Genomic DNA, 25,004 nt, shown 5'->3' with positions numbered 1-25,004 from the left:
CATGCGCAACATCGCTTTATTTGATCTTGATCACACACTGATTCCCATCGACTCCGACTATGAATGGGGACAATTCCTCTGCCGCGTCAGAGCGGTCGATGCAGAAGAATTCGCGCGGCGCAATGCTGCGTTTTTTGCCCAGTATCAGGCTGGCACGCTGGACCCGGCAGAGTATCTGGAATTTGCGCTGGGCACGCTGGCCCGCTTTCCGCGCAGCAGACTCGATGAATTGCATACGCAGTTCATGCAGGAAGTCATTCAGCCTGCCTTGCTGCCGGCAGCCTACGACCTGCTGAAAAAGCACCAGGACCAGGAAGATCTGATCGCCATCATCACAGCGACCAACCGTTTCGTCACGGCACCGATTGCGACAGCGCTCGGTGTGCCGCACCTGATCGCGGCAGAACCTGAGCTGGATGCAGAACGCAACATCACCGGTAAACTGCTCGGCGTGCCCACCTCGGGACACGGCAAAGTGATCCATCTGCATGACTGGCTGGCAAAGCAGCAAAAGCAGCTCGCTGATTTTGGCAGCAGCCATTTTTACAGCGATTCTCACAACGATATTCCATTACTCGAAGTGGTGACCCATCCGGTTGCCACCAATCCGAATGCCCAGCTCAGCGCACATGCTGCGGCGCGCGGATGGCCTCAAATTAAGCTGTTTGAAAAACAATGATTAAGAAACTGATTCGTAAAATTCTGGGCGTGAAAAACACTGCCGCTTCCGGCAAATCGGGAAAGTCAGTGGCGCCGACCGTACTCCAAGCCAAGGAACACGGCATCAATCCGCAGCTGGTCTCTGCCAATGCCATCCGCGTTACCCAGACGCTGCAGGACAATGGCTATCAGGCATTTATCGTTGGCGGCGCTGTGCGCGACTTGCTGACCGGCGTCAAGCCCAAAGATTTTGACATCGCGACCAATGCCACACCAGAGCAGGTCAAACGCCTGTTCCGGCGCGCTTTCATCATCGGCCGCCGTTTTCAGATCGTGCACGTGATGTTTGGTCAGGATTTGCTGGAAGTCACCACCTTCCGCGGCCCGTCCAATGACGAAGCCCCGAAGGATGAGCATGGCCGCGTATTACGCGACAACACCTTCGGCGAACAACATGAAGATGCTGTACGGCGTGACTTCACTGTGAACGCGATGTACTACGATCCGGCCAGCCAGACCGTGCTGGACTATCACGGCGGAATGCAGGATATCCGCAAAAAAATCTTGCGGATTATCGGCGTGCCGGAAGCACGGTATCGGGAAGATCCGGTCCGCATGTTGCGGGTGGTAAGGTTTGCCGCCAAGCTGGGATTCAAAATTGACGCGGCAACCCGGGCGCCGATCGCGGTGATGGCGCCCTTGATCAACAATGTACCGGCAGCGCGGGTATTTGATGAAATGCTGAAACTGCTGACCAGCGGACATGCGATGGCATGCCTGCAGCAATTACGCAGCGAAGGCCTGCATCATGGCCTCATGCCCTTGCTCGATGTCGTTCTGGAACAGCCGTTAGGCGAAAAATTTGTGGCGCTGGCGCTGTCCAATACCGATGAACGGGTGCAGCAAGGTAAACCGGTGTCACCGAGCTTCCTGTTTGCTTCACTGCTGTGGCATCAGGTACTGGAAAAATGGGAAGCCTATAAAGCAACCGGCGAATTCCCGATCCCGGCCTTGCATCTGGCCGCCGATGATGTGCTGATGCGACAGACCGATGCCCTCGCAATCCAGCGCAAGATCGCATCGGATATGCGCGACATCTGGGCCATGCAGCCGCGCTTTGAAAAACGGGCCGGAAAAACGCCTTACAAAATGCTGGAACATCAGCGTCTGCGCGCCGGTTACGATTTCCTGCTGCTGCGTTGCGCCTCCGGTGAAATCGACGCCGAGCTCGGCGACTGGTGGACAGCCTTCATCAACGGCGATGCGGCTCAGCGCGAGCAGCTCATCAACAGCAAACCGAAACATAGCGGCGCCGCGCCAATCGCCAAAAAACGCAAGCCGCGCCGGCGCGCGCCACGCAAGGCAGCCGCGACACAAGAATGACGGTGATCGCGTATATCGGCATCGGCGCCAACCTCGGTGCGGCGGCAGACACGGTACGTCATGCGATCCGCCAGATGGCAGCGCTGCCGGGCACTTCCCTGCAGCAATCATCCGCGCTCTACAGCAGCACCCCGGTCGATGCCGGCGGCGACGATTATGTGAATGCAGTGGCTGCGCTGAAAACCGATATGGCGCCGGAGGCTCTGCTCTCGGCGCTACAGACACTGGAACTGGCGCATGGCCGCGAACGCCCTTATCGCAACGCGCCGCGCACGCTCGATCTCGATCTGCTGCTGTACGCGGATCAGACAATACAGACGCCACTGCTGAGCGTTCCGCATCCGAGGATGACGCAGCGGGCCTTCGTGTTGCTGCCTTTACTGGAAATCGCACCGGACATCCGGATTCCCGGTCACGGGGAGGCCAGGCAGTATTTGCCGACAGTCAGCGGACAGGGCATTTTCCGGCTGGCGGAGCAATAAGGTCCGCATAGATACTCCCCCCAGTATTTTTAAAAGCCCAGCAAAATCGACGACAATCAGCTCATTTTGACCGATACTCCCCATGCAGATCCCAGTTATCGCCCAAACTACCGGACTCCTGATCCTGTCCAATGTCTTCATGACAATCGCCTGGTATGGTCATCTGAAAAATCTGGCAGGTAAAGCCTGGTGGATTGCTGCATTCATCAGCTGGGGAATCGCGCTGTTTGAATATCTGCTGCAGGTGCCGGCCAACCGTATCGGTTACACTGCATACAGTCTGGCACAACTGAAAATCCTGCAGGAAGTCATTACCCTGAGTGTCTTTGTGCCGTTTGCCATGTTGTACATGGGACAACCGTTCAGGCTCGACTATCTGTGGGCAGGTATCTGCCTGATCGGGGCAGTCTATTTTATTTTCAGAAACTGACTGGATTCAACCGCAGATTTGATTCATTTGATTCAATAACAGGTGTGGCGGAGACCTAACCCGCTGCCACAAAACACGATCAAAACTGATTATATAAAAGCGTGCGGCAGCATCACCTTTGGAGAAAAGTATGGCTGGATATTTACAAGACCGTAAGGCCGTCAGCATTCCTGGCCTTGCCGCGATGCGCGAGCAGGGCGAGAAAATCACGATGCTGACCTGTTATGACGCCAGTTTTGCGGCTTTGATGGATCGCTGTGGCGTTGAAATGCTGCTGATTGGCGATTCGCTCGGCATGGTCTGTCAGGGACACACTTCAACCCTGCCTGTGACAGTGGCTGATATTGCTTATCACACCGCTTCGGTAGCGCGCGGCAACCAGAAAGCGCTGGTCGTGGCAGACATGCCTTTCGGCAGCTATGCAACACCGGAATCGGCCTTCAACCATGCCGTGCAGCTGATTCAGGCCGGAGCGCACATGGTCAAGCTCGAAGGCGGTCACTGGCTGGCGCCGACGATTCAGTTCCTGACCGAACGCGCCATCCCGGTGTGTGCCCACCTGGGGCTGACACCGCAATCGGTGCACCAGCTGGGCGGCTATAAGGTGCAGGGGAAAACCACTGCAGCAGCCGATCTGCTGAAAGCCGAAGCGCTGGCCGTGCAGGCTGCCGGTGCCAGCATTCTGGTGCTCGAAGCGATTCCGGCGGCACTCGGTAAAGAAGTGACAGAAGCATTGCGGATTCCAACCATCGGCATCGGCGCCGGTGTCGACTGCTCTGGACAAGTGCTGGTGATGCACGATCTGCTGGGAGTCTTTCCCGGCCGCAAGGCGCGTTTCGTGAAAAATTTTATGGATGGTCAGAGCAGTATCGACGCCGCTGTTTCCGCCTATGTGGCGGCAGTCAAAGACCAGTCCTTCCCGGCTCCAGAACATTGTTTCTGATCGCAGCGCATCTGTAGTGGATATCAGCTCTGCCATCCATACGGCATTCGTCCTGTTGCTGTCCGGTGATGCGACGCTCTGGACGATTATCCGGATATCACTGGTCACTTCGCTGGCAGGACTGGCGGTCGCCACACCGCCAGCGATCCTGACCGGCTATCTGATTGCGAGCCATACTTTTTATGGCAGACGCATTGCTATCTGGCTGGTGCAGGCTGCACTGTCGTTGCCGACGGTGCTGATCGGACTGTTGCTGTATCTGCTGCTGAGCCGCCAGGGCTTATTCGGCGCCTGGCACTGGCTGTTCACACAAAGCGGCATCATCGCCGGCCAGGCGCTGATCGCATTTCCTGTGCTGACCGCCTTTACCTTGAGCGCCGTGCAATCCGCCGACCCGCGTCTGGCCGAAACAGCGATCACACTGGGAGCAAACCGCTGGCAAGTCATGCGCACAGTGTTGTATGAGGTGCGCTTCGGCGTGATGGCTGCACTGATCAGCGGTTTTGGCCGCGTATTATCCGAAGTCGGCTGCGCGATGATGGTCGGCGGCAATATTGCCGGCGTCACCCGCACGATCACCACAGCGATCGCGCTGGAAACCAGCAAAGGCGAATTTGCACAGGGCATCGCACTTGGCGTGGTGCTGATTGTGCTGGCATTGCTGATGAATGCCGCGCTGCTGCTGTTGCAAGGCGATACCCGGAATGCGGAGCAACTGCAATGAGCGCTTTATTGCATATTCAGGGTTTGCGTAAATCGTTCGGCAGCCGGCAATTGCTGGACATTCAGGAACTCCGTCTGGAGCAGGCGCATGCCTATGTACTGACCGGGATGAATGGCAGCGGCAAGAGTACCTTGCTGCGGATACTGGCCGGTCTGGATCATGCCGCCGGGATGGAACAAGCGCATTATCTCGGCCAGCCGGTCTGCCTGCACCCTTATCCATCGCATCTGCGCCGGGCCATCGTCTACGTACACCAGCATCCGGTCATGTTTTCCGGCACCGTCGCCGACAACATTGCTTATGGATTGCGGTTGCGGCGCGATCCGGACTGCAGGGAAAAAACCCGGCACGCGCTGGATTGGGCGGGCGTGAGTCACTTGCAAAACCAGCAGGCGCGCAGCCTGTCCGGCGGCGAAAAACAGCGGGTCGCGCTGGCGCGCGCCAAAGTGCTGGAGCCACGCCTGCTGCTGCTGGATGAGCCGACCTCGAATCTCGACGGAGAAGCGCGTGAGCAGGTGATCGCCCTGATTCCGACGCTGATTCAGGCAGGCAGCAGCGTGATGCTGGTCTGCCATGACCGCGAACTGATCGCCCTGCCCGGTGTGCAAAGGCTGAAATTGCGGGATGGTCAGCTAGTACTACGTTCCAGCGAAGTTTGAATAGCCGACCGTACGTCTATTGTGGCTCTATAAAAATTCGCGGATTACTCCTTATTTTCAAATCTGACCAGCACTTAATTTTTATGTAATTTTTATATACGCTGCAATTGACTTTGCAACATTTTTATACGAACACCACTATTCTTCATGTGTTCAATTCGCCATCTCGACGAACCAACCATAGGAATCCTCATGAAGAAAAATATTCTGTTCGCTTGCATACTGACGAGCTTTGCCGCTTCCGGTGCTCCCTATGCCTGTGCCGACGACGCCAAATCCGAAGCGAAACCTGACAATGAATTGAGCTTCAATGCCAGCCTTGCGAGCGACTATCGCTATCGCGGCATCTCGCAAACCCGCCTGGAACCGGCATTGCAAGGCGGCGCCGATTTCAACAACAATCCGACCGGTCTGTACGTGGGCACATGGCTGTCCACCATCAAATGGATCAAGGATACGCCCGGTGCCGGCAGCACTCCGGCCGAATGGGATATTTACGCCGGTAAAAAAGGCGAAATCGCAAAAGATGTAAGCTACGACATCGGCGTACTCGGCTATGTCTACCTGAATAACCATCTCGACCAGGTCGGACTGAAAGATGCCAATACGCTGGAAATCTACGGTCAGCTCGGCTACGGCCCCGCTTACATCAAATATTCACACGCAGTGACGACCTTGTTCGGCATCGTTGACAGCAAAAACAGCGGCTACCTCGATCTCGGCGCGAATATCGAACTCAGCGAAGGCCTGAATCTGAACCTGCATGCAGGCTACCAAAGAGTTCAGGGCATCAACTCCAGCGCGGCGACCTACAGCGATTATAAAGTCGGCGTCAGCAAGGAATTCAAGAATCTCGGCGGCGCGGTCGTCAGCCTCGCCGCAGTCGGCACCAATGCGGACAAAACCTTTTATGCGTCGCCGGCCAACGGCAAGTTCATGGGCAAAAACAGCCTGGTACTGATCGCCACCAAGACTTTCTAAGTTGCGCTGGGCCGCTGCGATAGCGAAGTACGGCATCGTTGTGCAGCGGCCAGCCTCGATTTCTCGTCCAGTGCCGCAAAGGCCTCGCGGGTGTCACGAGCGCTTCCCGGCACCCGTTTTTAACTTCTTATCCGGTGTTAAACGCTCGCCGTCCTGCATGCGCAAGACGTTTACGCAATTTTTACACGTCGTCTGACAAGCTATACAACATCTTTATCCCGATTTACCTATCGTATCGACTCAGCCATTCTCTTTGGAGTTCACATGGATTTCTTATACCTAGCCTGCATACTGGTATTTTCAGCCTGCACATTCGCCCTGATCCAGGGTTGCAGCCGTCTCGGAGGCAAAGCATGAGCCTGTTTCAAATTATCGCCGCCGCAGTTGCGGTGCTGCTGCTTGTTTACCTTGTTTATGCCTTGCTGAAACCGGAGGCATTCTGATATGAACCACTCTGCCTTTTTTCAAATCGCCCTGTACATGGGCGTACTGACGGTACTGGCGGTACCGCTGGGCATCTACATCGCCAAGGCGATGAACGGCGAAAAAAATGCGCTGACCTGGCTGATCCAGCCGGTAGAAAAACTGTGCTATAAAATTTTCGGCATCGATCCCGCCGAAGAAATGTCCTGGAAACCCTATAGCGTCGCGCTGATCGCCTTTAATCTGCTCGGCGTGCTGGCAATTTACGCCTTGCAGCGTCTGCAACTGACATTGCCGCTCAATCCACAAGCTTTGCCTGCGGTATCGCCGGACTCGTCGTTCAATACCGCGGTCAGCTTCGTCACCAACACGAACTGGCAAGGCTACACGCCGGAAACCACGATGAGTTACCTGACGCAGATGCTGGGTCTGAGCGTGCAAAACTTCTTGTCCACGGCAACCGGTCTGGCAGTCGCGGTGGCATTGATACGCGGTTTTGCGCGGCATACCGTGCAAAGTATCGGCAACTTCTGGATCGATATGACTCGCGGCACTTTATACATCCTGCTGCCGCTCGCATTTATTTTTGCGGTCGGCCTGATGAGCCAGGGCGTGATCCAGAATTTCGACGGCTACAAAACCGCCGACCTGGTCGAAAAACTCGATTACACCGTTCCGAAAGTCGACGCTGCCGGTGCGCCGGTACTCGATGCCGCCGGTAAGCCTGTCGTCGAAGCGCAAAGCACCGCGACGCAGACTTTGCCCATGGGGCCGGTCGCCTCGCAAGAAGCGATCAAAATGGTCGGCACCAACGGCGGCGGTTTCTTCAATGCGAACTCTGCGCACCCGTTTGAAAATCCGACGCCGTTTGCGAACTTCCTGCAAATGATTGCGATTTTCCTGATCCCTGCGGCACTGTGCGTCACTTTCGGAAAAATGATCGGCGATAAGCGCCAGGGCTGGGCGATTTTTGCTGTCATGACGATTTTATTTGTCGCATTCGCCGGTTTTGCGATTTACGCCGAACAGCAAGGCAATCCTATGTTCGACAAGCTCGGCATCGATCAATCGGTCAACGACGCGACCCTCGTGTCTCAGGCCGGCGGTAATATGGAAGGCAAGGAAGCGCGCTTCGGCATCGCCGCCAGCGGTTTGTTTGCAACGATCACGACGGCAGCGTCTTGCGGCGCGGTCAACGGCATGCACGATTCCTTCACGCCGCTGGGTGGCATGGTTCCGCTTATCCTGATGAAACTCGGTGAAGTCGTATTTGGCGGCGTCGGCGCGGGTTTATACGGCATGCTGATTTTCGCGATACTGGCCGTGTTTATCGCCGGCCTGATGATAGGCCGCACACCGGAATACCTGGGCAAGAAAATCGAAGCCTACGAGATGAAAATGATCGCCATCTCAATTCTGATCGGCCCATTGCTGGTCCTCGCTGGCACCGCCATCGCGGTGCTGGCGGCAGACGGTAAAGCCGGCATTGCCAACCCCGGCGCGCACGGTTTCACCGAAATCCTGTACGCCTTCGTTTCCGCCACCAATAACAACGGCAGTGCATTTTCAGGTTTGTCGGCCAACACTCCGTTCTATAACGTGATGCTGGCGATCGCGATGTGGTTCGGCCGCTTCTGGATCATCGTACCGATTCTTGCAGTCGCCGGTTCGCTCGCAGCGAAAAAGCGCCTGACGCCGACCGCCGGCACCTTGCCTACGCATGGTCCGCTGTTTGTCAGCCTGTTGCTGGGTACGGTCATCATCGTCGGCGCACTTACCTATATTCCCGCACTCGCATTGGGTCCTATCGTCGAACACCTGATCATGGTCGCCCAATAAGAAAGAAGAAAATGAGCCATAAAATCGATCAATCCCTGCTGAATCCCAGCATTTTAAAACCGGCTATCGTCGATGCTTTCCGCAAACTGCAACCGCAAATCCAGATGAAAAATCCGGTGATGTTTGTGGTGTATGTCGGCAGCATACTGACGACGGCCCTGACCGTTCAGGCGTTTACCGGCAAAGGTGAAGCGCCGGCCGGTTTTATTCTCGCCGTCAGCCTGTGGCTGTGGTTTACCGTCTTGTTTGCGAACTTCGCCGAAGCGCTCGCCGAAGGGCGCAGCAAAGCGCAGGCGGAATCGCTGCGCAGCGCCAAGCAAGACGTCAGAGCCAAGAAACTGCAAACGCCGAAACACAATGCAACTCAGATTCTGGTCAACGGTTCCAGCCTGCGTAAAGGCGACTACATCCTGGTCGAAACGAACGACGTGATTCCGGCCGACGGCGAAGTGGTCGAAGGCGTCGCGTCGGTCGACGAATCGGCGATTACCGGCGAATCCGCACCGGTCATCCGCGAATCCGGCGGCGACTTCAGCGCCGTCACCGGCGGCACCCGCGTGCTGTCCGACTGGATCATCGTCAAGGTCACGGTGAATCCCGGCGAAGCCTTCCTCGACCGTATGATCGCGATGGTCGAAGGCGCCAAACGTCAAAAAACGCCGAACGAAATCGCCCTGACGATTTTGCTGGTCGCACTGACGATCGTCTTCCTGCTCGCCACCGTCACTTTGCTGCCGTTCTCGCAATTCAGCGTCGAAGCCTCCGGCGCTGGCCAGCCGGTGACGATCACCGTCCTGGTGGCCTTGCTGGTCTGCCTGATTCCGACCACCATCGGCGGCTTGCTGTCGGCAATTGGCGTGGCCGGCATGAGCCGTATGATGCAGGCGAACGTGATTGCCACATCCGGCCGCGCGGTCGAAGCTGCCGGCGACGTCGACGTGCTGTTGCTCGATAAAACAGGCACCATCACCCTGGGCAACCGTCAGGCGTCCTCCTTCTATCCTGCTCCCGGCATTTCCGAAGAGCAGCTCGCCGATGCGGCGCAATTGTCTTCGCTGGCCGATGAAACGCCGGAAGGCCGCAGTATCGTCATTCTCGCAAAAAATAAATTCAAGCTGCGCGAACGCGACATCCATGCGCTGGGCGCCGTGTTTATCCCGTTCACCGCGCAAACCCGCATGAGCGGCGTCGATCTGACGCACGACGGCGTGGTGCGCAAAATCCGCAAGGGCTCGGTCGATGCAATGCGCAAGGCATTTGCGGAAAGCGGCCAGCAGTTTCCGCAAGCGGTACTCGACATCGTCGACCAGGTATCGCGCCAGGGCAGCACACCGCTGGTGGTGGCTGACGATCAACGCGTGATGGGCGTAATCGAGCTGAAAGATATCGTCAAAGGTGGCATCAAAGAACGTTTTGCAGAGTTGCGCAAAATGGGCATCAAAACCGTCATGATTACCGGCGACAACCGTTTGACCGCTGCAGCGATCGCGGCCGAAGCCGGCGTCGACGATTTCCTCGCCGAAGCGACGCCGGAAGACAAGCTCAAGCTGATCCGTTCGCACCAGGCAGAAGGCAAACTGGTGGCAATGACCGGCGACGGCACCAACGATGCGCCGGCGCTCGCGCAGGCAGACGTGGCCGTTGCGATGAACAGCGGCACGCAGGCAGCAAAAGAAGCCGGCAACATGGTCGATCTCGATTCGAATCCGACCAAGCTGATCGAAATCGTCGAAATTGGCAAACAAATGCTGATGACGCGCGGCTCGCTGACGACCTTCAGTATCGCCAACGACGTGGCCAAATATTTTGCGATCATCCCGGCCGCGTTCGCGACGACGTATCCGCAACTGAACGCGCTGAATCTGATGCATCTGAGCAGCCCGGCCAGCTCCATCATGTCGGCAGTGATTTTCAATGCGCTGATTATCGTGTTCCTGATCCCACTGGCATTAAAAGGCGTCAAATATCGTCCGCTCGGCGCCGATATCCTGTTGCGCCGCAATTTGCTGGTGTACGGTCTGGGCGGCCTGATTGTGCCATTTATCGGCATTAAGCTGATCGATATCATCCTGACCGTACTCGGTCTGGCTTAAAAGGAATCCTGTCATGAAAATTCTGCGTCCCTTAATCGGCTCTTTCATCGTACTGAGCGCCATCACGGGCATCGTTTATCCGCTGGCGGTGACCGGCGTCGGCAAGGTCGCTTTTTCCGACCAGGCCGGCGGCAGCCTGATACAACAAGAAGGCAAGCTGCTCGGCTCCAGACTGATAGGGCAAACCTTCAGCGATCCCAAATACTTCTGGAGCCGCCCTTCGGCCAGCGGGACTTTCTCGTACAACGGCCTGGCATCCGGCGGTGCCAATCAGGGACCGACCAACCCGGCGCTGAAGGCGGCGCTGGAAGACCGCATCAAGGCTTTGCACGAGGCCGACCCGACCAATACCCGGGCGATTCCGGTCGATCTGGTGACGGCGTCCGGCAGCGGCCTCGATCCGCACATCAGCCCGGCCGCTGCCGAATATCAGTTGCAGCGTGTCGCCCGCGTGCGCGGCATCGCGCAAGAGCAGATTCGTCCTTTGCTGGAAAAATATACAGAGTCTGCGCAATTCGGTATTCTGGGCGAGACGCGTGTGAATGTGCTGGAACTTAACCTCGCATTGGATCAACTGAAGAAATAAGCCATGAACGATTACCGCCCCGACCCGGACGCCTTGCTGGATAAAATTCAGCGTGAAGACGCTAAACAACAGCGTGGACATTTGAAGATTTTTTTCGGCGCCTGCGCCGGGGTAGGTAAAACCTATGCGATGCTCAATGCAGCGCATGCGCAAAAACAAAAAGGCATCGACGTCGTAGTCGGCATCGTCGAGACCCACGGCAGACAGGACACCATCAAGATGACGCAAGACCTCGATGTCTTGCCGTCGCAAAAAATTCGCTATAAAGACAGAATGCTTGCGGAATTCGACCTCGATACCGCGCTGGAACGTCGCCCCGGTTTGATCCTGGTCGATGAACTCGCCCATTCCAACGTCGCCGGATCGCGCCACGCGAAACGCTGGCAGGACGTGGAAGAATTGCTGGCCGCGGGCATCGATGTGTACACGACGGTCAACGTTCAACATCTGGAAACCTTGAACGATGTGGTCGGCCAGATCACCGGTATACGCGTGTGGGAAACCGTACCCGACAAAATTTTCGACTTGGCCGATGAGATTACGCTGGTTGATCTGCCGCCCGACGAATTGCTGCGCCGCCTGAAGGACGGCAAAGTCTATCTCGAACATCAGGCACAGCGCGCCGCCAAGAATTTCTTCCGCAAAGGAAATCTGATCGCTTTACGCGAACTTGCCTTACGCCGCACCGCCGATCAGGTCGACGTGCAGATGCGCGATTATCGCGCCGACCAATCCATCAATAAAGTCTGGCAGGCGAAAGAGCGTCTGCTGGTCTGCATAGGCCCCGATGCCAGCGCGAGCAAACTGGTACGCGGCGCGGCGCGGCTCGCCGCGAGCCTGCGCGCCGACTGGATCGCGGTCTACGTGGAAACGGCAAAACAAGGCAAGCTCAAAGCGGGGCAGCAGGAAGCGATACTCAAGGCACTGAAACTCGCACAGGAACTCGGTGCGGAAACCACCACGCTGGCTGGCGACAGTCTGCCGACATTACTGCTCAGTTACGCGCGCAGCCGCAATGTCTCGAAACTGGTGATAGGAAAATCCTTGCGCCCGGTATGGTCGCGTCTGCTGCGCAACAGCCTGGCCGACGAACTGGCGAGCCGCACGACCGATATCGACGTAGTGATGGTCGGCCACGATCTCGACGGCTCTGCACGGCAAAGCGAAGGTGTCGCCGAAAACAGTCACATTGATCTCGATACGGGCGAAACTACCCCGCTCTCGTCCTATCTGTGGACGGTTGCAGTCTGCCTGGCTGCGACGCTGTTGTGCGCTGGCCTGACGCGCGTTTTCGACCTAGCGAATGTGGTGATGCTGTATTTGCTGGCGGTCGTATTCGTCGCCATCCGTTTCGGGCGCGGCGCTTCGATACTCGCTTCTTTCATCAGCGTCGCCAGCTTCGATTATTTTTTCGTGCCGCCGCGCTTCTCGTTCAACGTCAGCGACAGCCAGTATTTGTTCACATTCGCGATCATGCTGGCGGTGTCGCTGACGATCAGCAACCTGATGGCGAATCTGCGCTTTCAGGCCAAGGTCGCGCATTATCGCGAACGCCGGGCAGATGCCTTGTACACGATGAGCAAGGCCTTGTCGGGCGCGTTGATGGTCGAGCAAATCATAGAAATCAGCATCGAGCATCTGGCGCCGGTATTCCAGGCAAAGGTCGCCGTGCTACTGCCGGACAGCCACGAAAAAATTCGCCAGCCTATCGCCGATACGAACCAGCAGGGCATACTGAGCGATATCGACACCAGCGTCGGCCAATGGGTATACGATCATCATCAGGCAGCCGGTCTCGGCACCAACACCCTGCCTTCGAACGCCGTGCTGTATCTGCCTCTGCGCGCGCCTATGCGCACGCGCGGCGTTTTGGCGATCGCACCTAACGATACGCGGCAGATTTTTCAGCCGGAACAGCAGCAACTGCTCGACACGTTCGCGGCGCAAATCGCGCTCGCGCTGGAGCGCGTACATTACGTCGATGTCGCGCAAGATGCACTGATCAGCATGGAAGCCGAGCGTTTGCGCAATTCGCTGCTGTCGGCGATTTCGCACGATCTGCGCACTCCTCTGACGGCCATCGTCGGGCTTGCCAGCACCTTGCATGAACAGGCGGACTTGTCTGACGTCAAGCGTCACGAATTAAGCCTGGCGATTCATGAGGAAGCGCTGCGCATGAGCGGCCTGGTAGTGAATCTGCTCGACATGGCGCGGCTGCAGTCGGGCAAGGTCACGCTGAACCAGCAATGGCAACCGCTGGAAGAAGTGGTCGGCAGCGCGTTGCGCGCAAGCAGTCATGTTCTGCAGGGGCATAACCTGGAAACCCGCATTCCGGCCGATCTGCCTCTACTGTTTTTCGATGCAGTTCTGCTGGAGCGGGTGCTGTGCAATTTGCTGGAAAATGCCGCCAAATACGGACTCGGTAAAATCGTCGTCGCAGCCGAAAAGCAGGCCGATGCCGTGCAGGTCAGCGTGCTCGACGATGGTCCCGGCCTGCCGGCCGGCATCCTTATTTTCGAGAAATTCACCCGCGGCGCTGTCGAAGCCGCCAGCCCCGGCGTCGGTTTAGGCCTGGCAATTTGCGAAAGCATAGTCAACGCGCATGGGGGTAAAATCTGGGCTGAGAATCGCAGCGAAGGCGGTGCGCGCTTTAGCTTTTCGCTGCCCTTGGGGAACGCCCCTGCTCTGCCGCCGACAATAGAAAATGAACTCGAATGAGCGACTCCAAAATTCACATCGTCCTGATCGAGGATGAAAAACAGATACGCCGTTTCCTGACCGCAGCGCTGGAAGCCGAAGGCATGCTCGTGTACGAAAGCGAAACCGGCAAACAAGGTTTGATCAGCTGCGCGACCCGCAAACCGGATCTGCTGATTGTGGATCTCGGCCTGCCTGACCTGAACGGACTGGAAGTGATACGCGATGTGCGCAGCTGGAGCGAAGTGCCGATCATCGTTCTCTCAGCCAGAACCCAGGAAATGGAAAAAGTCGCAGCGCTCGATGCCGGCGCCGACGATTATCTGAGCAAACCTTTCGGCGCTGCCGAACTGATCGCCCGGATACGCGCGCATCTGCGACGGCGCCAACCGGCCAATTCGCAGTCCGAAGCGAGCTTCGAATTCGGCGATGTCTGCGTGAATTTTTCCGTGCGCAGCGTGACGCGCGCAGGTATGCCGGTGCATCTGAGTCCGCTCGAATATCGCCTGCTGTCCGTGCTTGCGCGTAATGCCGGGAAGGTGCTCACGCATCAGCAATTGCTGAAAGAAGTGTGGGGACCGAATCATTCTGAAAGCAGTCATTACTTGCGGATTTACATGGCGAATTTGCGCCAGAAACTTGAAGCAGAACCGGCTCAGCCTAAATACTTTTTAACCGAAACCGGCGTAGGTTATCGGCTGATAATTCACTAAATAATAGTCGCCCCCATATACACTTTACTCACTCAAAATCAATAGCGATCTATACAGAAATACGATAAGCTCAAGACTAAAATTTCAATAAACCGTACCTGTTGTGATCACTTTATTTTCCAGAAACACCATCGCGATTCTGCTGGCTGTCAGCCTGGCTGCCGGTATCGTTTTCCTGATCAGCCAGCGTGCTGATTTCAGCCATGATGGCAAGAGCGGTCAGCTAAAACAAATTTCTGTCGCCTCCCATGACTGGCAACCGCATGTGCGTCGCCTGGCGGGTGACGGCAATACCGGCAAGCGCGATGGTGCTGCCTTGCAGGCACGTTTCGACGATCCGTTTGGCATCGTGCAGGATACCCGGGGAAATTTTTATCTGACCGATGCCGGGCAAAATAACCTGATCCGCCAAATAAGCCCGGATGGGCAGGTCAGCACCTTTGCCGGCAGCACGGAAGGCTTCACCGACGGTGAACGGCAGCAGGCGGCATTCAATACACCGTCCGGCATCGCCATTGATACGGATGGCAATCTGTATGTGGCAGATACCGGCAACCATGCCATCCGTAAAATCTCCACGCAGGGGCAGGTCAGCACGCTGGCAGGCAACGGACAACCGGGCGACCGTGATGGCCCGGCGCGGCAGGCGCAATTCCGGAGCCCGGTGGCGCTGGCGGTGGATAACCGGGGAAATGTGTACGTTGCCGACACGTATAACGACAAGATACGCCGTATCAGCCGCGACGGCATCGTCACGACCGTGGCAGGCGGCCAGCATCATGGCTACCGCGATGGGCGTGGTACAGATGCCTTATTCGATACACCCGGCGGCATCGCCATCAACGCACAGGGAGAGCTACTGATCGCAGATACGCGCAATCACGCCATCCGTCAAATTTCGGCGAACGGCGATGTCCGTACACTGTATCAGTCTGCGAAAGAAGACCGTCAATCACCATTGCGGCGTCCGGTCGGGATTGCAGCAGCGCCGGGAGGCCTGATTTATGTCGGCGATACCGGACATGGGGGAATTTTGCAGCTTCAGCCGGATGGAAAACTGCGCGATATCACAGGCTCTGACGCAGATTTAGCAACTGCAACGGAGCAGACGTTGCGCATCGGTATTCCTGCCGGGCTCTGCATCAGCGCTGCCGGCGAGCTGATTGTGGCAGATTCCCAGATCAGCGTGATCTACCAGCTCAGTACCGCAGCGGCAGAAAATCCGCAGGAAAATCTGCTGCCGTCGCCGGTTGCCGATATCAAAACGGTTTTCCCTGAAAAGAGCCTGCCCTGGCCGCTGAAACCATTTCAGGCAGCCCATGAAATCGTGGGAACGATGGGTGAAGTCCGTGGTAAGACTGGTGCAGATGCGCGCGACCATTTTCATAGCGGCATCGACATTCAGGGTAATCTGGGCAGCGGCGTCTACGCAGTGCATGACGAGAAAATCCGGGAACTGGTGAGTGCCTGGGGCTATAGCACGTTGAATGAAGGAATGAAGATCGATCAGTTTTCCTACATTCACATGAAAGTCGGCCGCGACAGCCAGGACCAGTTACTGGACAGCCAGCGTTTCCAGATTTTATCGGATGAGCAGGGAAAGGCCGATGCAGTCAGAATCCCGCGCGGTACCCGTTTCCGGACCGGCGATCTGCTGGGCAGCATCAACCGCATGTATCACGTTCACCTGAATTACAGCCTGAACGGACGTCAGTTCAATCCCCTGGCACTGCCATTTCCCGGCATCAGGGACAATATGCCGCCAGTGATTGAGCAGATTCAGGTGTACGGTGCGCACGGCAAGGCTTTCAAAAAACAGGCGGGACGTATCCTGTTGCCCTCTGCCACAGAGCCGCTCAGACTGGTGGTGGAGGCCTATGATCAAAGCGACAGCAATCTGGCGCGACGGCGGCTGGGAATTTACCGGCTGGGTTATCAACTGTTGCGGGCTGACGAACAGCCTTTGCCCGGGTATGCGGAACCGGTTATCAACATCGAATTCAATCAACTGCCACCGGACAGCGAATCGGTCAAAGTCGCCTACGCAGAAGGCAGTGGCATCACCGTACACGGCAATGCCACGACCCGGTTTCTGTATCAGCTAAATAATCTCGTGAAAGACGGCTATGCCAAAGAAGCGCAGCTGATGTTGCCTGCGCTTCCTGCGGGAGACTACATCATTCGCATCATGGCGGAAGATTTTCACGGCAATCGTGCCAGCCACCACCGCGATCTGGCTATCCGGATTCCCTAGCCTGGCCGCTTATTCCTGGTATCTGGCAAGGCTGGCCGCCAGCTGGCCTGCCAGCATTTCCTGAGAACTGATCGTCATGCCCAGTGCATTCAGCAATCCATCCTGCAGGCCATAGACCCAGCCATGCACCGTGACAGATTGTCCGCGCTCCCAGGCATCCTGAATAATCGTGGTCTGGCACAGATTGACGACCTGCTCGATCACATTGAGCTCGCACAAACGATCCGTGCGCTGCTTCATGTCCAGCGTTTCGCCAAGATAACGTTCATGTTTCTGATGCACATCCTGCACATGGCGCAGCCAGTTGTCTGCCAGACCGACACGGCGTCCCGTCATCGCTGCGTGCACACCGGAGCAGCCATAATGACCACAGATGATGATGTGCTTGACCCCCAGCACATCGACCGCAAACTGCAAAACTGAGAGACAGTTCAGATCGGAATGCACAACCACATTGGCAATATTCCGGTGCACGAATAACTCGCCTGGCAGCATCCCCAGCAGTTCATTCGCGGGAACGCGGCTGTCTGAACAACCTATCCATAAATATTCGGGAGTTTGCTGTGCGGCCAGTTTTTTGAAAAAGTCGGCATCCTTATTGCGGATAGACTGTGCCCATTGGCGATTGTTTTCAAACAACTGTTCTGGCGTTAAGTCAGTGCGTTTCTGATTAGTCATCATCGGTTCCTGATATGAAAACAGGCGTGATTCTAACCTTTATGCAGTAAGTCTGCATAAACAGAAAACGCAGCGCCTGAAGGCTGCTGCGTTTAATATCTAGTGCAAGATGATGCGAAATCCATCAGTGATAGCTGTTTCTGCTTTCTGTTTCTGCCAGCATGGCTTTTTTCAGGCCACGATCCACTGGATTCTCACCCAGCCAGATGCGCAGCAGTGCATTGTAGAAAGCCAGATCCGGGTAAGGCTCCCCCATTTTCTTGCCATTGAGTGAAACTATCGTCCCAACGCCCGGAATCCAGTCATTCGTCATAACATCGCCCTTTTTGAGTTCGGGAACCGATGCAAACAGCTCACCAAAGCGCAGGAACTGGGATGTCAGTTTTGCTTTTTCTGCCCTATCCGTATTCTGCTGGATGCCTTGCATAAAACCGCGGCCAAAATCTTCATTGCTCAGGTCGCGTAACATCACGATCGTAACGCGGCGTGGTCCGGCAGATGCCAGCACGTCCGGCACAGTTGTTTTTTTCTCTTTCAGATACAGTCCGGCCGCATATACCTTGAAAATCGCCTTATAGCGGATGCCTGCCCCATTCAGATGCAGATCGGTATTGGCCACCTGCACGGACTCCTCGAATTTCACACCTGCCACATCGGTGGTTGCAGCCTGCGCGCTCGTACCTATCAACAATCCCAAACCTGCCAACCAGCATTTATATCGATTCCAACGCATATTGTCTCCTGTGAATATTTTTCATCAGCGCGATGTTCGCCGTCTGATGCCCATGATCATGATGTAATTGTTTGCATGGCGCTTTAGCTTAACCGATTCCGGCTGAAAAATCCGTCTGTTTTTTCGAGCGCGCCACCTAATCCGGTCGCATCGCCGCTTTCCGGTAAATCTGCTAAAAGAAAAGCCCCGCACATGGCAGGGCTTTGCTTACTCACGGTGAACCAGCGCTCATTCAAAGAACTTCTTGACCTTATCCATCCAGCTCTTACTCTGCGGGCTGTGTTTGGAACCGCCTTCTACAGTCAGCTTTTCAAAATCACGCAGCAACTCTTTTTGCTTTTCGGTCAGCTTCACTGGCGTCTCGATCACAACATGGCAGAACAGGTCGCCGGCATAACCGGAACGCACTCCTTTGACGCCTTTGCTGCGCAAACGGAATGTTTTACCAGATTGGGTTCCTTCCGGCACGGTGAACGACGCCTTGCCACTCAGCGTCGGCACTTCGATCTCACCACCCAGGGCTGCCTTCACAAAAGAAATCGGAATCTCGCAATGCAAATCATCGCCTTCGCGCTGGAATACCGGATGCTGCTTGATATGAATTTCAACATACAGATCGCCCGGCGGGCCGCCATTCACACCCGGCTCACCATTACCGGATGAACGGATCCGCATGCCATCATCAATCCCGGCAGGAATCTTGACTTCGAGGGTCTTGTTCCGTTTGATCCGGCCAACACCGGAACAGGTGGTACAAGGCTCAGGAATCATTTTGCCGGTGCCGTGACATTTCGGACAAGCCTGCTGGATGCTGAACAATCCCTGCTGCATGCGCACCTGACCATGACCGCCGCACGTGGTACAGGTTACCGGAGAGGTACCGGGTTTGGCGCCGGAACCATGACAGGTATCGCACTCATCCCAGCTCGGCACGCGAATCGTGGTGTCAAATCCGTTTGCAGCCTGTTCCAGCGTAATTTCAAGGTTATAACGCAGATCAGCGCCACGATAAACCTGTGGGCCGGCATTGCGACGGCCACCGCCAAAAATATCTCCGAAAATATCGCCAAAAGCATCGGCGAAACCACCTGCACCCGGGCCACCGCCGCCGCCCATATTCGGATCGACGCCGGCATGGCCATAGCGGTCGTAAGCATCACGCTTCTGGCTGTCGGATAACATCTCGTAAGCTTCTTTGGCTTCCTTAAACTTGTCTTCCGCGACTTTATTATCCGGATTACGGTCCGGATGATATTTCATCGCCAGTTTGCGATAAGCCTTTTTGATTTCGTCTTCAGAGGCGTTTTTACCGACTCCGAGAATTTCATAAAAATCACGCTTCGCCATCTTTAGTTAACCTTTGTATTCATTGTCCGCTCTGGGGCAGACTAAGCGCAAACGCCGGGTGACATCGCAAAGCGCGAGTGACCCGGCGCATCATGACGGATCACCCCGTCAGGCTGAAGATTTATTTACCGTCTTTCACTTCTTTAAAGTCGGCATCAACCACATCGTCGTCATGCGGTTTGGCTTCAGCACCGGCGGCACCACCTGCTGCGCCTGCAGCAGCCTGCTGAGCCTGCATATCCGCATACACTTTTTCACCCAGTTTCTGTGATGCCGTCGACAAAGCGCCCAGCTTGGTGTCGATCTCAGCTTTGTCGCCGGACTTCAGCACGTCTTCCAGTTCTTTGATTGCAGCTTCGATCTTTTCTTTTTCACCAGCGTCCAGCTTGTCTCCGTGTTCAGCCAATGCCTTCTTGGTGGAATGCACCAGCGCATCGCCCTGATTACGGGATTCAGCCAGTTCTTTCACGCGCTTGTCTTCTTCTGCGTTCAGCTCGGCATCTTTTACCATCTTCTGAATTTCGTCTTCAGTCAGACCGGAGTTAGCTTTGATCGTGATCTTGTTTTCCTTGCCGGTTGCCTTATCTTTTGCGCCGACATGCAAAATACCATTCGCATCAATATCAAAAGTCACTTCAATCTGTGGTGTCCCGCGTGGTGCTGGCGGAATGCCTTCGAGGTTGAATTCGCCAAGTCCTTTGTTGCCAGCAGCGATTTCACGCTCACCCTGGAACACCTTGATCGTGACTGCAGGCTGATTATCATCGGCAGTCGAAAATACTTGGCTGAACTTGGTCGGGATGGTCGTATTCTTCTGGATCATCTTGGTCATCACACCACCCAGTGTCTCGATACCGAGGGACAACGGTGTCACGTCCAGCAGCAGCACGTCTTTACGGTCGCCCGACAATACGGAACCCTGGATCGCGGCACCAACAGCCACGGCCTCATCAGGATTAACGTCTTTACGCGGCTCCTTGCCAAAGAATTCCTTGACCAGCTCCTGCACCTTAGGCATACGGGTCATACCGCCAACCAGAATCACGTCATCGATATCTGATGTCTTGACACCGGCATCCTTGATCGCCAGACGGCATGGTTCCATGGTCTTCTGGATCAACTCTTCCACCAGTGCTTCCAGCTTGGCGCGGGTGATCTTCAGGTTCAGATGCACTGGTGCGCCGTTGGCCATCGCGATGTAAGGCTCATTGATTTCTGTCTGCTGGGAGCTGGACAATTCAATCTTCGCACGCTCGGCAGAAGCTTTAATACGCTGCAAGGCGATAGGATCTTTGGACAGATCCAGGCCATTGATTTTCTTGAATTCATCGATGATGTAGTCGATCACACGCTGATCGAAGTCTTCGCCGCCCAGGAAAGTGTCGCCGTTGGTGGACAAAACTTCAAACTGCATTTCACCATCTACGTCTGCAATCTCAATAATGGAAACGTCAAAGGTACCGCCACCCAGATCGTAGACGGCAATCTTGCGATCACCTTTTTCTTTTTTATCCAGACCGAAAGCCAGCGCCGCAGCGGTTGGTTCGTTAATGATGCGCTTGACGTCCAGACCAGCGATACGGCCAGCATCTTTGGTTGCCTGACGTTGTGCATCGTTAAAATAAGCCGGTACGGTAATGACGGCTTCTGTCACTTCCTCGCCGAGATAATCTTCGGCAGTTTTTTTCATTTTGCGCAGAACTTCAGCGGAGATCTGTGGCGGCGCCAGTTTTTTGTCGCGCACGGAAACCCAGGCATCGCCGTTATCCGCTTTGGAAATGGTGTAAGGCATCAGGCCGATGTCTTTCTGGACTTCTTTTTCCTCGAATTTACGGCCAATCAGACGCTTGACTGCGAACAGTGTGTTTTTTGGATTGGTGACAGCCTGACGCTTGGCCGATGCACCGACCAGAATTTCGCCGTCTTCCTGATAAGCGATGATAGAAGGCGTGGTGCGCGCGCCTTCTGCATTTTCAATCACTTTTGGCTGTCCGCCTTCCATGACTGCAACGCAAGAATTGGTTGTACCCAAATCAATACCGATCATTTTTCCCATGATGTTCCCTCAATATATAGATTTTATTTGTGATGTTGGTGAGCTGCTGAGACTAATGGTACTGCAATCAGGCTGTCCAGCTCGTCTGTTTCGGATATAAGGTAAAAAACACGGTTTTCAAGGAATTTTTACGTGTTTTTTTACGTTTTTTATGTTTTTTGACGTTTTTACTTGCCTTGTGCCACTGTCACCAGCGCCGGACGCAACAAGCGATCAGCGATGGTGTAACCTTTTTGCAATACCGATACCACGGTATTGGACTCTTGCTCAGCGGGTACCATCGAGATTGCCTGGTGTTTCATCGGATCGAGCTTGTCGCCCTGAGCCGGATTCACTTCCTGCAGGCGGTTTTTTTCAAAAGCGGCAACTAATTGCTTCAATGTAATGTCCACGCCTTCTTTCAGCGACTCAACGGATGGCGTTTCGACTTTTAGTGCCATTTCGAGACTGTCCTTGACTGGCACCATGGCTTCGGCAAAACCTTCAATTGCGAATTTATGTGCCTTGGCAATATCGTCCTGAGCGCGACGGCGGATATTTTCACCATCGGCTTTGGCACGCATAAAGGCATCGTGCAGCTCCGCAACTTTCGCTTCCAGTTCAGCGATGCGCTTGGCGCTGTCTTCAATCACCTCATGCGGTGTATCACCGGTAACAATCGTTTCTGTTGCTCCGGCAACATCTTTTTCAGCAGCAGCCTGTGTCGCTGCATTATCCGTCGCAGCCTGTTCTGTCTGTTGATTTTCTTGCTCTTGCATCTGTTTCTCCAGTCAATAACATATTGAAGCGGCAATTGGGGATGATCCGCATTTTTTCAAGTCCGCGATTGTGAGGTGCGGACATTTTGATTGCAACTTGTTTTCATAGGACTTACGCAAAACCGCCCCAGCGGCGTTATGGCTCCTAGCCGTACTATTCGTACTGTCTTCGTCGCCATGCCTTGCCGGAGCAACTTTGCGTAAGTCCTATTTCATACATTCAGTAACAAAAAACAAACAACTTTTTACGGACAAGGCCACCGCGCGACCCTATGCTGGAATCAGCACTGTTGGCACACCTTACATACTCAGGTCAATACGCCGTCCCGCAGGCAAAGGCGCTGGCGTATTCTTCATTTTCCCGACTGATCAGGAGCAGATAATGAAAACAACCATTATCTCTTTACTATTATTCATCTATACGATTGCAGCCGTGATCTGGATCTGCATTTCATCCTCGTCGCCCGTCCAGATCAGGTTTTTCTGAGCCTCGTGCCGGTCATTGACTGCTGGAAAGTCTGACAAAATCCGTGGTATTCCCTGTTATCTCAAGTAAAATCGCAGCTTTACCATTACAACAAGCGGTTCTGACAGGGGTTGTTTATGATTTTTGTTACAGGCGGTGCCGGCTTCATCGGTGCCAATTTCGTCTTAAGCTGGCTCGCACAATCTGATGAAGCCGTTCTGAACTACGACAAACTCACCTACGCCGGCAATCTGAATAACCTGCACAGCCTGCGCGACGACCCGCGCCATCTGTTTGTCCAGGGCGATATCTGTGACACCGCCACCTTGCAGTCCCTGTTTGCACAGCACCGCCCACGTGCCATCGTGCATTTTGCCGCCGAAAGTCATGTCGACCGTTCGATTCACGGTCCCGCTGCCTTCGTGACGACCAATGTCAATGGCACCTTCAGTCTGCTGGAGGCGGCCCGCGCTTACTGGAATACTCTGGAAGGGGAAGCCAGAACCGGATTCCGTTTCCTGCATGTGTCCACCGATGAGGTATATGGCACTTTGGGGCCGGACGATGCGCCATTCAGCGAGACGACACCGTATGCGCCGAACAGCCCCTACTCCGCCTCCAAGGCGGCATCGGATCATCTGGTGCGCGCGTATCACCACACCTATGGCCTGCCGGTGCTGACGACCAATTGTTCGAATAACTATGGCCCCTATCATTTCCCGGAGAAACTGATTCCGCTGATCATCACCAATGCCCGTGCCGGCAAGGATTTACCGGTCTATGGCGATGGACAGCAGGTGCGCGACTGGCTGTTTGTCACCGATCATTGCGCGGCGATCCGCCGGGTGCTGGAAGCCGGGCGTACCGGGGAAACCTATAACGTCGGCGGCTGGAATGAGCAGACCAATCTGAGTGTGGTACATGCAATCTGCGATCTGCTCGACGAACTCGCCCCCAAGGCAAGCGGCAGCTACCGGGACCAGATCCGTCATATCACGGACCGCCCGGGCCATGACCGCCGTTATGCGATCGATGCCCGCAAGATTGAGCGGGAGCTGGGCTGGAAGCCTGCAGAAACGTTTGCCACTGGATTGCGCCAGACCGTGCAATGGTATCTGGCCAATGATGCATGGGTTGGCCAGGTGCAGTCCGGGGATTACATGAAGTGGGTTGATCTGCAATATCGTACAAAGGATTCGGCATGAGTTTTTCTTTGAGCAGCCGTAAAGGCATTATTCTGGCGGGCGGCTCCGGCACCCGTCTGTATCCGGTGACACAGGCCATTTCCAAGCAATTGCTGCCGGTGTACGACAAACCGATGATTTACTACCCGCTGACCTCGCTGATGCTGGCGGGAATGCGTGACATTCTGATCATCTCCACGCCTCAGGATACGCCCCGCTTTGCGGAGTTGCTGGGCGACGGTTCCCAATGGGGGATCAATCTGCAATACGCCGTCCAGCCATCTCCGGATGGACTGGCCCAGGCATTTATTATCGGCAGGGAATTCATCGGCAACGCGCCCTCAGCGCTGATTCTGGGCGACAACATTTATTACGGCCATGATTTTGAGCCGCAGTTGCGTCATGCCGATACCCAAGACCAGGGTGCCACGGTCTTTGCTTATCATGTGCATGATCCGGAGCGCTACGGAGTAGTCGCGTTTGATGGTAACCGGCAGGCGATCAGCATTGAAGAGAAGCCGGTGCAGCCGAAATCCAACTATGCGGTGACCGGTCTGTATTTTTACGACCAGCAAGTCTGTGATATCGCGGCACAGATTCAGCCATCAGCGCGGGGCGAGCTGGAAATTACCGATGTGAACAACGTGTATCTGAAACAAGGCCAACTGAATGTGGAGCTGATGGGACGTGGTATGGCCTGGCTCGATACCGGCACGCATGAGTCTCTGCTGGAAGCAGGACAGTTTGTGGCGACGATTGAAAAACGCCAGGGACTGAAGATTGCCTGTCCGGAAGAAATTGCGTTCCGCCGGCAGTACATCAGTGCGGAGCAGCTCGAGAAGCTGGCTCAGCCGCTGAAGAAAAATGAATATGGGCGTTATTTGTTACAACTTTTACAGAAAAAATCGTTTTAAG

Annotated in this window: 22 protein-coding genes; 17 read left to right on the top strand and 5 right to left on the bottom strand. The window is 55.2% G+C overall.

The genetic code is table 11. The features are described from left to right. The first annotated feature begins 1 nt into the window (after position 1). The 15 genes from H8K27_RS04090 (at position 2) to H8K27_RS04020 (ending at position 16,867) form a co-directional block, all read left to right on the top strand. A complete protein-coding gene (locus H8K27_RS04090) occupies positions 2 to 679 on the top strand; it encodes a histidinol-phosphatase (protein ID WP_186861896.1) in 678 nt (225 codons plus the stop codon). Further along, positions 676 to 2,043 (top strand): polynucleotide adenylyltransferase PcnB, encoded by a 1,368-nt coding sequence (pcnB, locus tag H8K27_RS04085; protein ID WP_186861895.1) that lies wholly within the window; start codon positions 676 to 678, stop codon positions 2,041 to 2,043. The genes H8K27_RS04090 and pcnB overlap by 4 nt, the downstream gene beginning before the upstream one ends. Further along, complete coding sequence (gene folK / locus H8K27_RS04080; RefSeq protein WP_186861894.1) at positions 2,040 to 2,525, top strand: 2-amino-4-hydroxy-6-hydroxymethyldihydropteridine diphosphokinase; 486 nt, start codon at positions 2,040 to 2,042, stop codon at positions 2,523 to 2,525. Before pcnB ends, folK begins: the two co-directional genes overlap by 4 nt. A gap of 82 nt (positions 2,526 to 2,607) precedes the next feature. Further along, entirely contained in the window at positions 2,608 to 2,955 is a 348-nt protein-coding gene (locus H8K27_RS04075) for a DMT family protein (RefSeq protein WP_186861893.1), read from the top strand. A 130-nt stretch (positions 2,956 to 3,085) separates the two neighbouring features. Beyond that, the gene (gene panB, locus H8K27_RS04070) at positions 3,086 to 3,898 is read left to right on the top strand and encodes a 3-methyl-2-oxobutanoate hydroxymethyltransferase (RefSeq protein WP_186861892.1); all 813 of its coding nucleotides are present in this window, start codon (positions 3,086 to 3,088) and stop codon (positions 3,896 to 3,898) included. A gap of 16 nt (positions 3,899 to 3,914) precedes the next feature. Continuing rightward, entirely contained in the window at positions 3,915 to 4,622 is a 708-nt protein-coding gene (locus H8K27_RS04065) for an ABC transporter permease (protein WP_186861891.1), read from the top strand. Continuing rightward, the gene (locus H8K27_RS04060) at positions 4,619 to 5,281 is read left to right on the top strand and encodes an ABC transporter ATP-binding protein (RefSeq protein ID WP_186861890.1); all 663 of its coding nucleotides are present in this window, start codon (positions 4,619 to 4,621) and stop codon (positions 5,279 to 5,281) included. Before H8K27_RS04065 ends, H8K27_RS04060 begins: the two co-directional genes overlap by 4 nt. 192 nt (positions 5,282 to 5,473) lie before the next feature. Beyond that, positions 5,474 to 6,262 (top strand): TorF family putative porin, encoded by a 789-nt coding sequence (locus H8K27_RS04055; protein ID WP_186861889.1) that lies wholly within the window; start codon positions 5,474 to 5,476, stop codon positions 6,260 to 6,262. 353 nt (positions 6,263 to 6,615) lie between these two features. Continuing rightward, complete coding sequence (kdpF, locus tag H8K27_RS04050) at positions 6,616 to 6,705, top strand: K(+)-transporting ATPase subunit F (RefSeq protein ID WP_186861888.1); 90 nt, start codon at positions 6,616 to 6,618, stop codon at positions 6,703 to 6,705. Position 6,706: 1 nt separating this feature from the next. Continuing rightward, the gene (kdpA, locus tag H8K27_RS04045) at positions 6,707 to 8,524 is read left to right on the top strand and encodes a potassium-transporting ATPase subunit KdpA (protein ID WP_186861887.1); all 1,818 of its coding nucleotides are present in this window, start codon (positions 6,707 to 6,709) and stop codon (positions 8,522 to 8,524) included. An 11-nt stretch (positions 8,525 to 8,535) separates the two neighbouring features. Next, entirely contained in the window at positions 8,536 to 10,617 is a 2,082-nt protein-coding gene (gene kdpB, locus H8K27_RS04040; protein WP_186861886.1) for a potassium-transporting ATPase subunit KdpB, read from the top strand. 13 nt (positions 10,618 to 10,630) lie between these two features. Then, positions 10,631 to 11,203, top strand: a complete 573-nt coding sequence (gene kdpC / locus H8K27_RS04035) for a potassium-transporting ATPase subunit KdpC (RefSeq protein WP_186861885.1) — start codon at positions 10,631 to 10,633, stop codon at positions 11,201 to 11,203. A 3-nt stretch (positions 11,204 to 11,206) separates the two neighbouring features. After that, entirely contained in the window at positions 11,207 to 13,921 is a 2,715-nt protein-coding gene (locus H8K27_RS04030; protein ID WP_186861884.1) for a DUF4118 domain-containing protein, read from the top strand. Next, complete coding sequence (gene kdpE, locus H8K27_RS04025; protein ID WP_186861883.1) at positions 13,918 to 14,613, top strand: two-component system response regulator KdpE; 696 nt, start codon at positions 13,918 to 13,920, stop codon at positions 14,611 to 14,613. The genes H8K27_RS04030 and kdpE overlap by 4 nt, the downstream gene beginning before the upstream one ends. A gap of 103 nt (positions 14,614 to 14,716) precedes the next feature. Continuing rightward, positions 14,717 to 16,867 (top strand): NHL repeat-containing protein, encoded by a 2,151-nt coding sequence (locus H8K27_RS04020; RefSeq protein WP_186861882.1) that lies wholly within the window; start codon positions 14,717 to 14,719, stop codon positions 16,865 to 16,867. Between the two features lie 9 nt (positions 16,868 to 16,876). Here the strand turns inward: H8K27_RS04020 and can are convergent, their stop codons facing one another. The 5 genes from can to grpE all read right to left on the bottom strand — a co-directional run bounded on the left by can (position 16,877) and on the right by grpE (position 22,439). Continuing rightward, positions 16,877 to 17,545: a carbonate dehydratase gene (can, locus tag H8K27_RS04015; protein ID WP_186862024.1), complete on the bottom strand. Its 669-nt coding sequence runs from the start codon at positions 17,543 to 17,545 to the stop codon at positions 16,877 to 16,879. 124 nt (positions 17,546 to 17,669) lie between these two features. After that, the gene (locus H8K27_RS04010) at positions 17,670 to 18,278 is read right to left on the bottom strand and encodes a chalcone isomerase family protein (RefSeq protein ID WP_186861881.1); all 609 of its coding nucleotides are present in this window, start codon (positions 18,276 to 18,278) and stop codon (positions 17,670 to 17,672) included. A 228-nt stretch (positions 18,279 to 18,506) separates the two neighbouring features. After that, entirely contained in the window at positions 18,507 to 19,625 is a 1,119-nt protein-coding gene (gene dnaJ, locus H8K27_RS04005) for a molecular chaperone DnaJ (protein ID WP_176804031.1), read from the bottom strand. Between the two features lie 121 nt (positions 19,626 to 19,746). Beyond that, entirely contained in the window at positions 19,747 to 21,681 is a 1,935-nt protein-coding gene (dnaK, locus tag H8K27_RS04000) for a molecular chaperone DnaK (RefSeq protein ID WP_176804032.1), read from the bottom strand. Positions 21,682 to 21,848: 167 nt separating this feature from the next. Then, positions 21,849 to 22,439 (bottom strand): nucleotide exchange factor GrpE, encoded by a 591-nt coding sequence (grpE, locus tag H8K27_RS03995; RefSeq protein WP_186861880.1) that lies wholly within the window; start codon positions 22,437 to 22,439, stop codon positions 21,849 to 21,851. A gap of 603 nt (positions 22,440 to 23,042) precedes the next feature. Between grpE and rfbB the strand changes: the two genes are divergently transcribed. Further along, complete coding sequence (gene rfbB / locus H8K27_RS03990; RefSeq protein WP_186861879.1) at positions 23,043 to 24,110, top strand: dTDP-glucose 4,6-dehydratase; 1,068 nt, start codon at positions 23,043 to 23,045, stop codon at positions 24,108 to 24,110. Next, positions 24,107 to 25,003 (top strand): glucose-1-phosphate thymidylyltransferase RfbA, encoded by an 897-nt coding sequence (gene rfbA / locus H8K27_RS03985; RefSeq protein ID WP_186861878.1) that lies wholly within the window; start codon positions 24,107 to 24,109, stop codon positions 25,001 to 25,003. Before rfbB ends, rfbA begins: the two co-directional genes overlap by 4 nt. Position 25,004: the final 1 nt, after the last annotated feature.

It is taken from the genome of Cognatundibacterium griseum (assembly GCF_014284195.1).
Classification (GTDB): Bacteria; Pseudomonadota; Gammaproteobacteria; order Burkholderiales; family Burkholderiaceae_D; genus Undibacterium; species Undibacterium griseum.
Note: the sequence above shows the minus strand (reverse complement) of the source record. Positions and strands in the feature narration are given on the sequence as shown.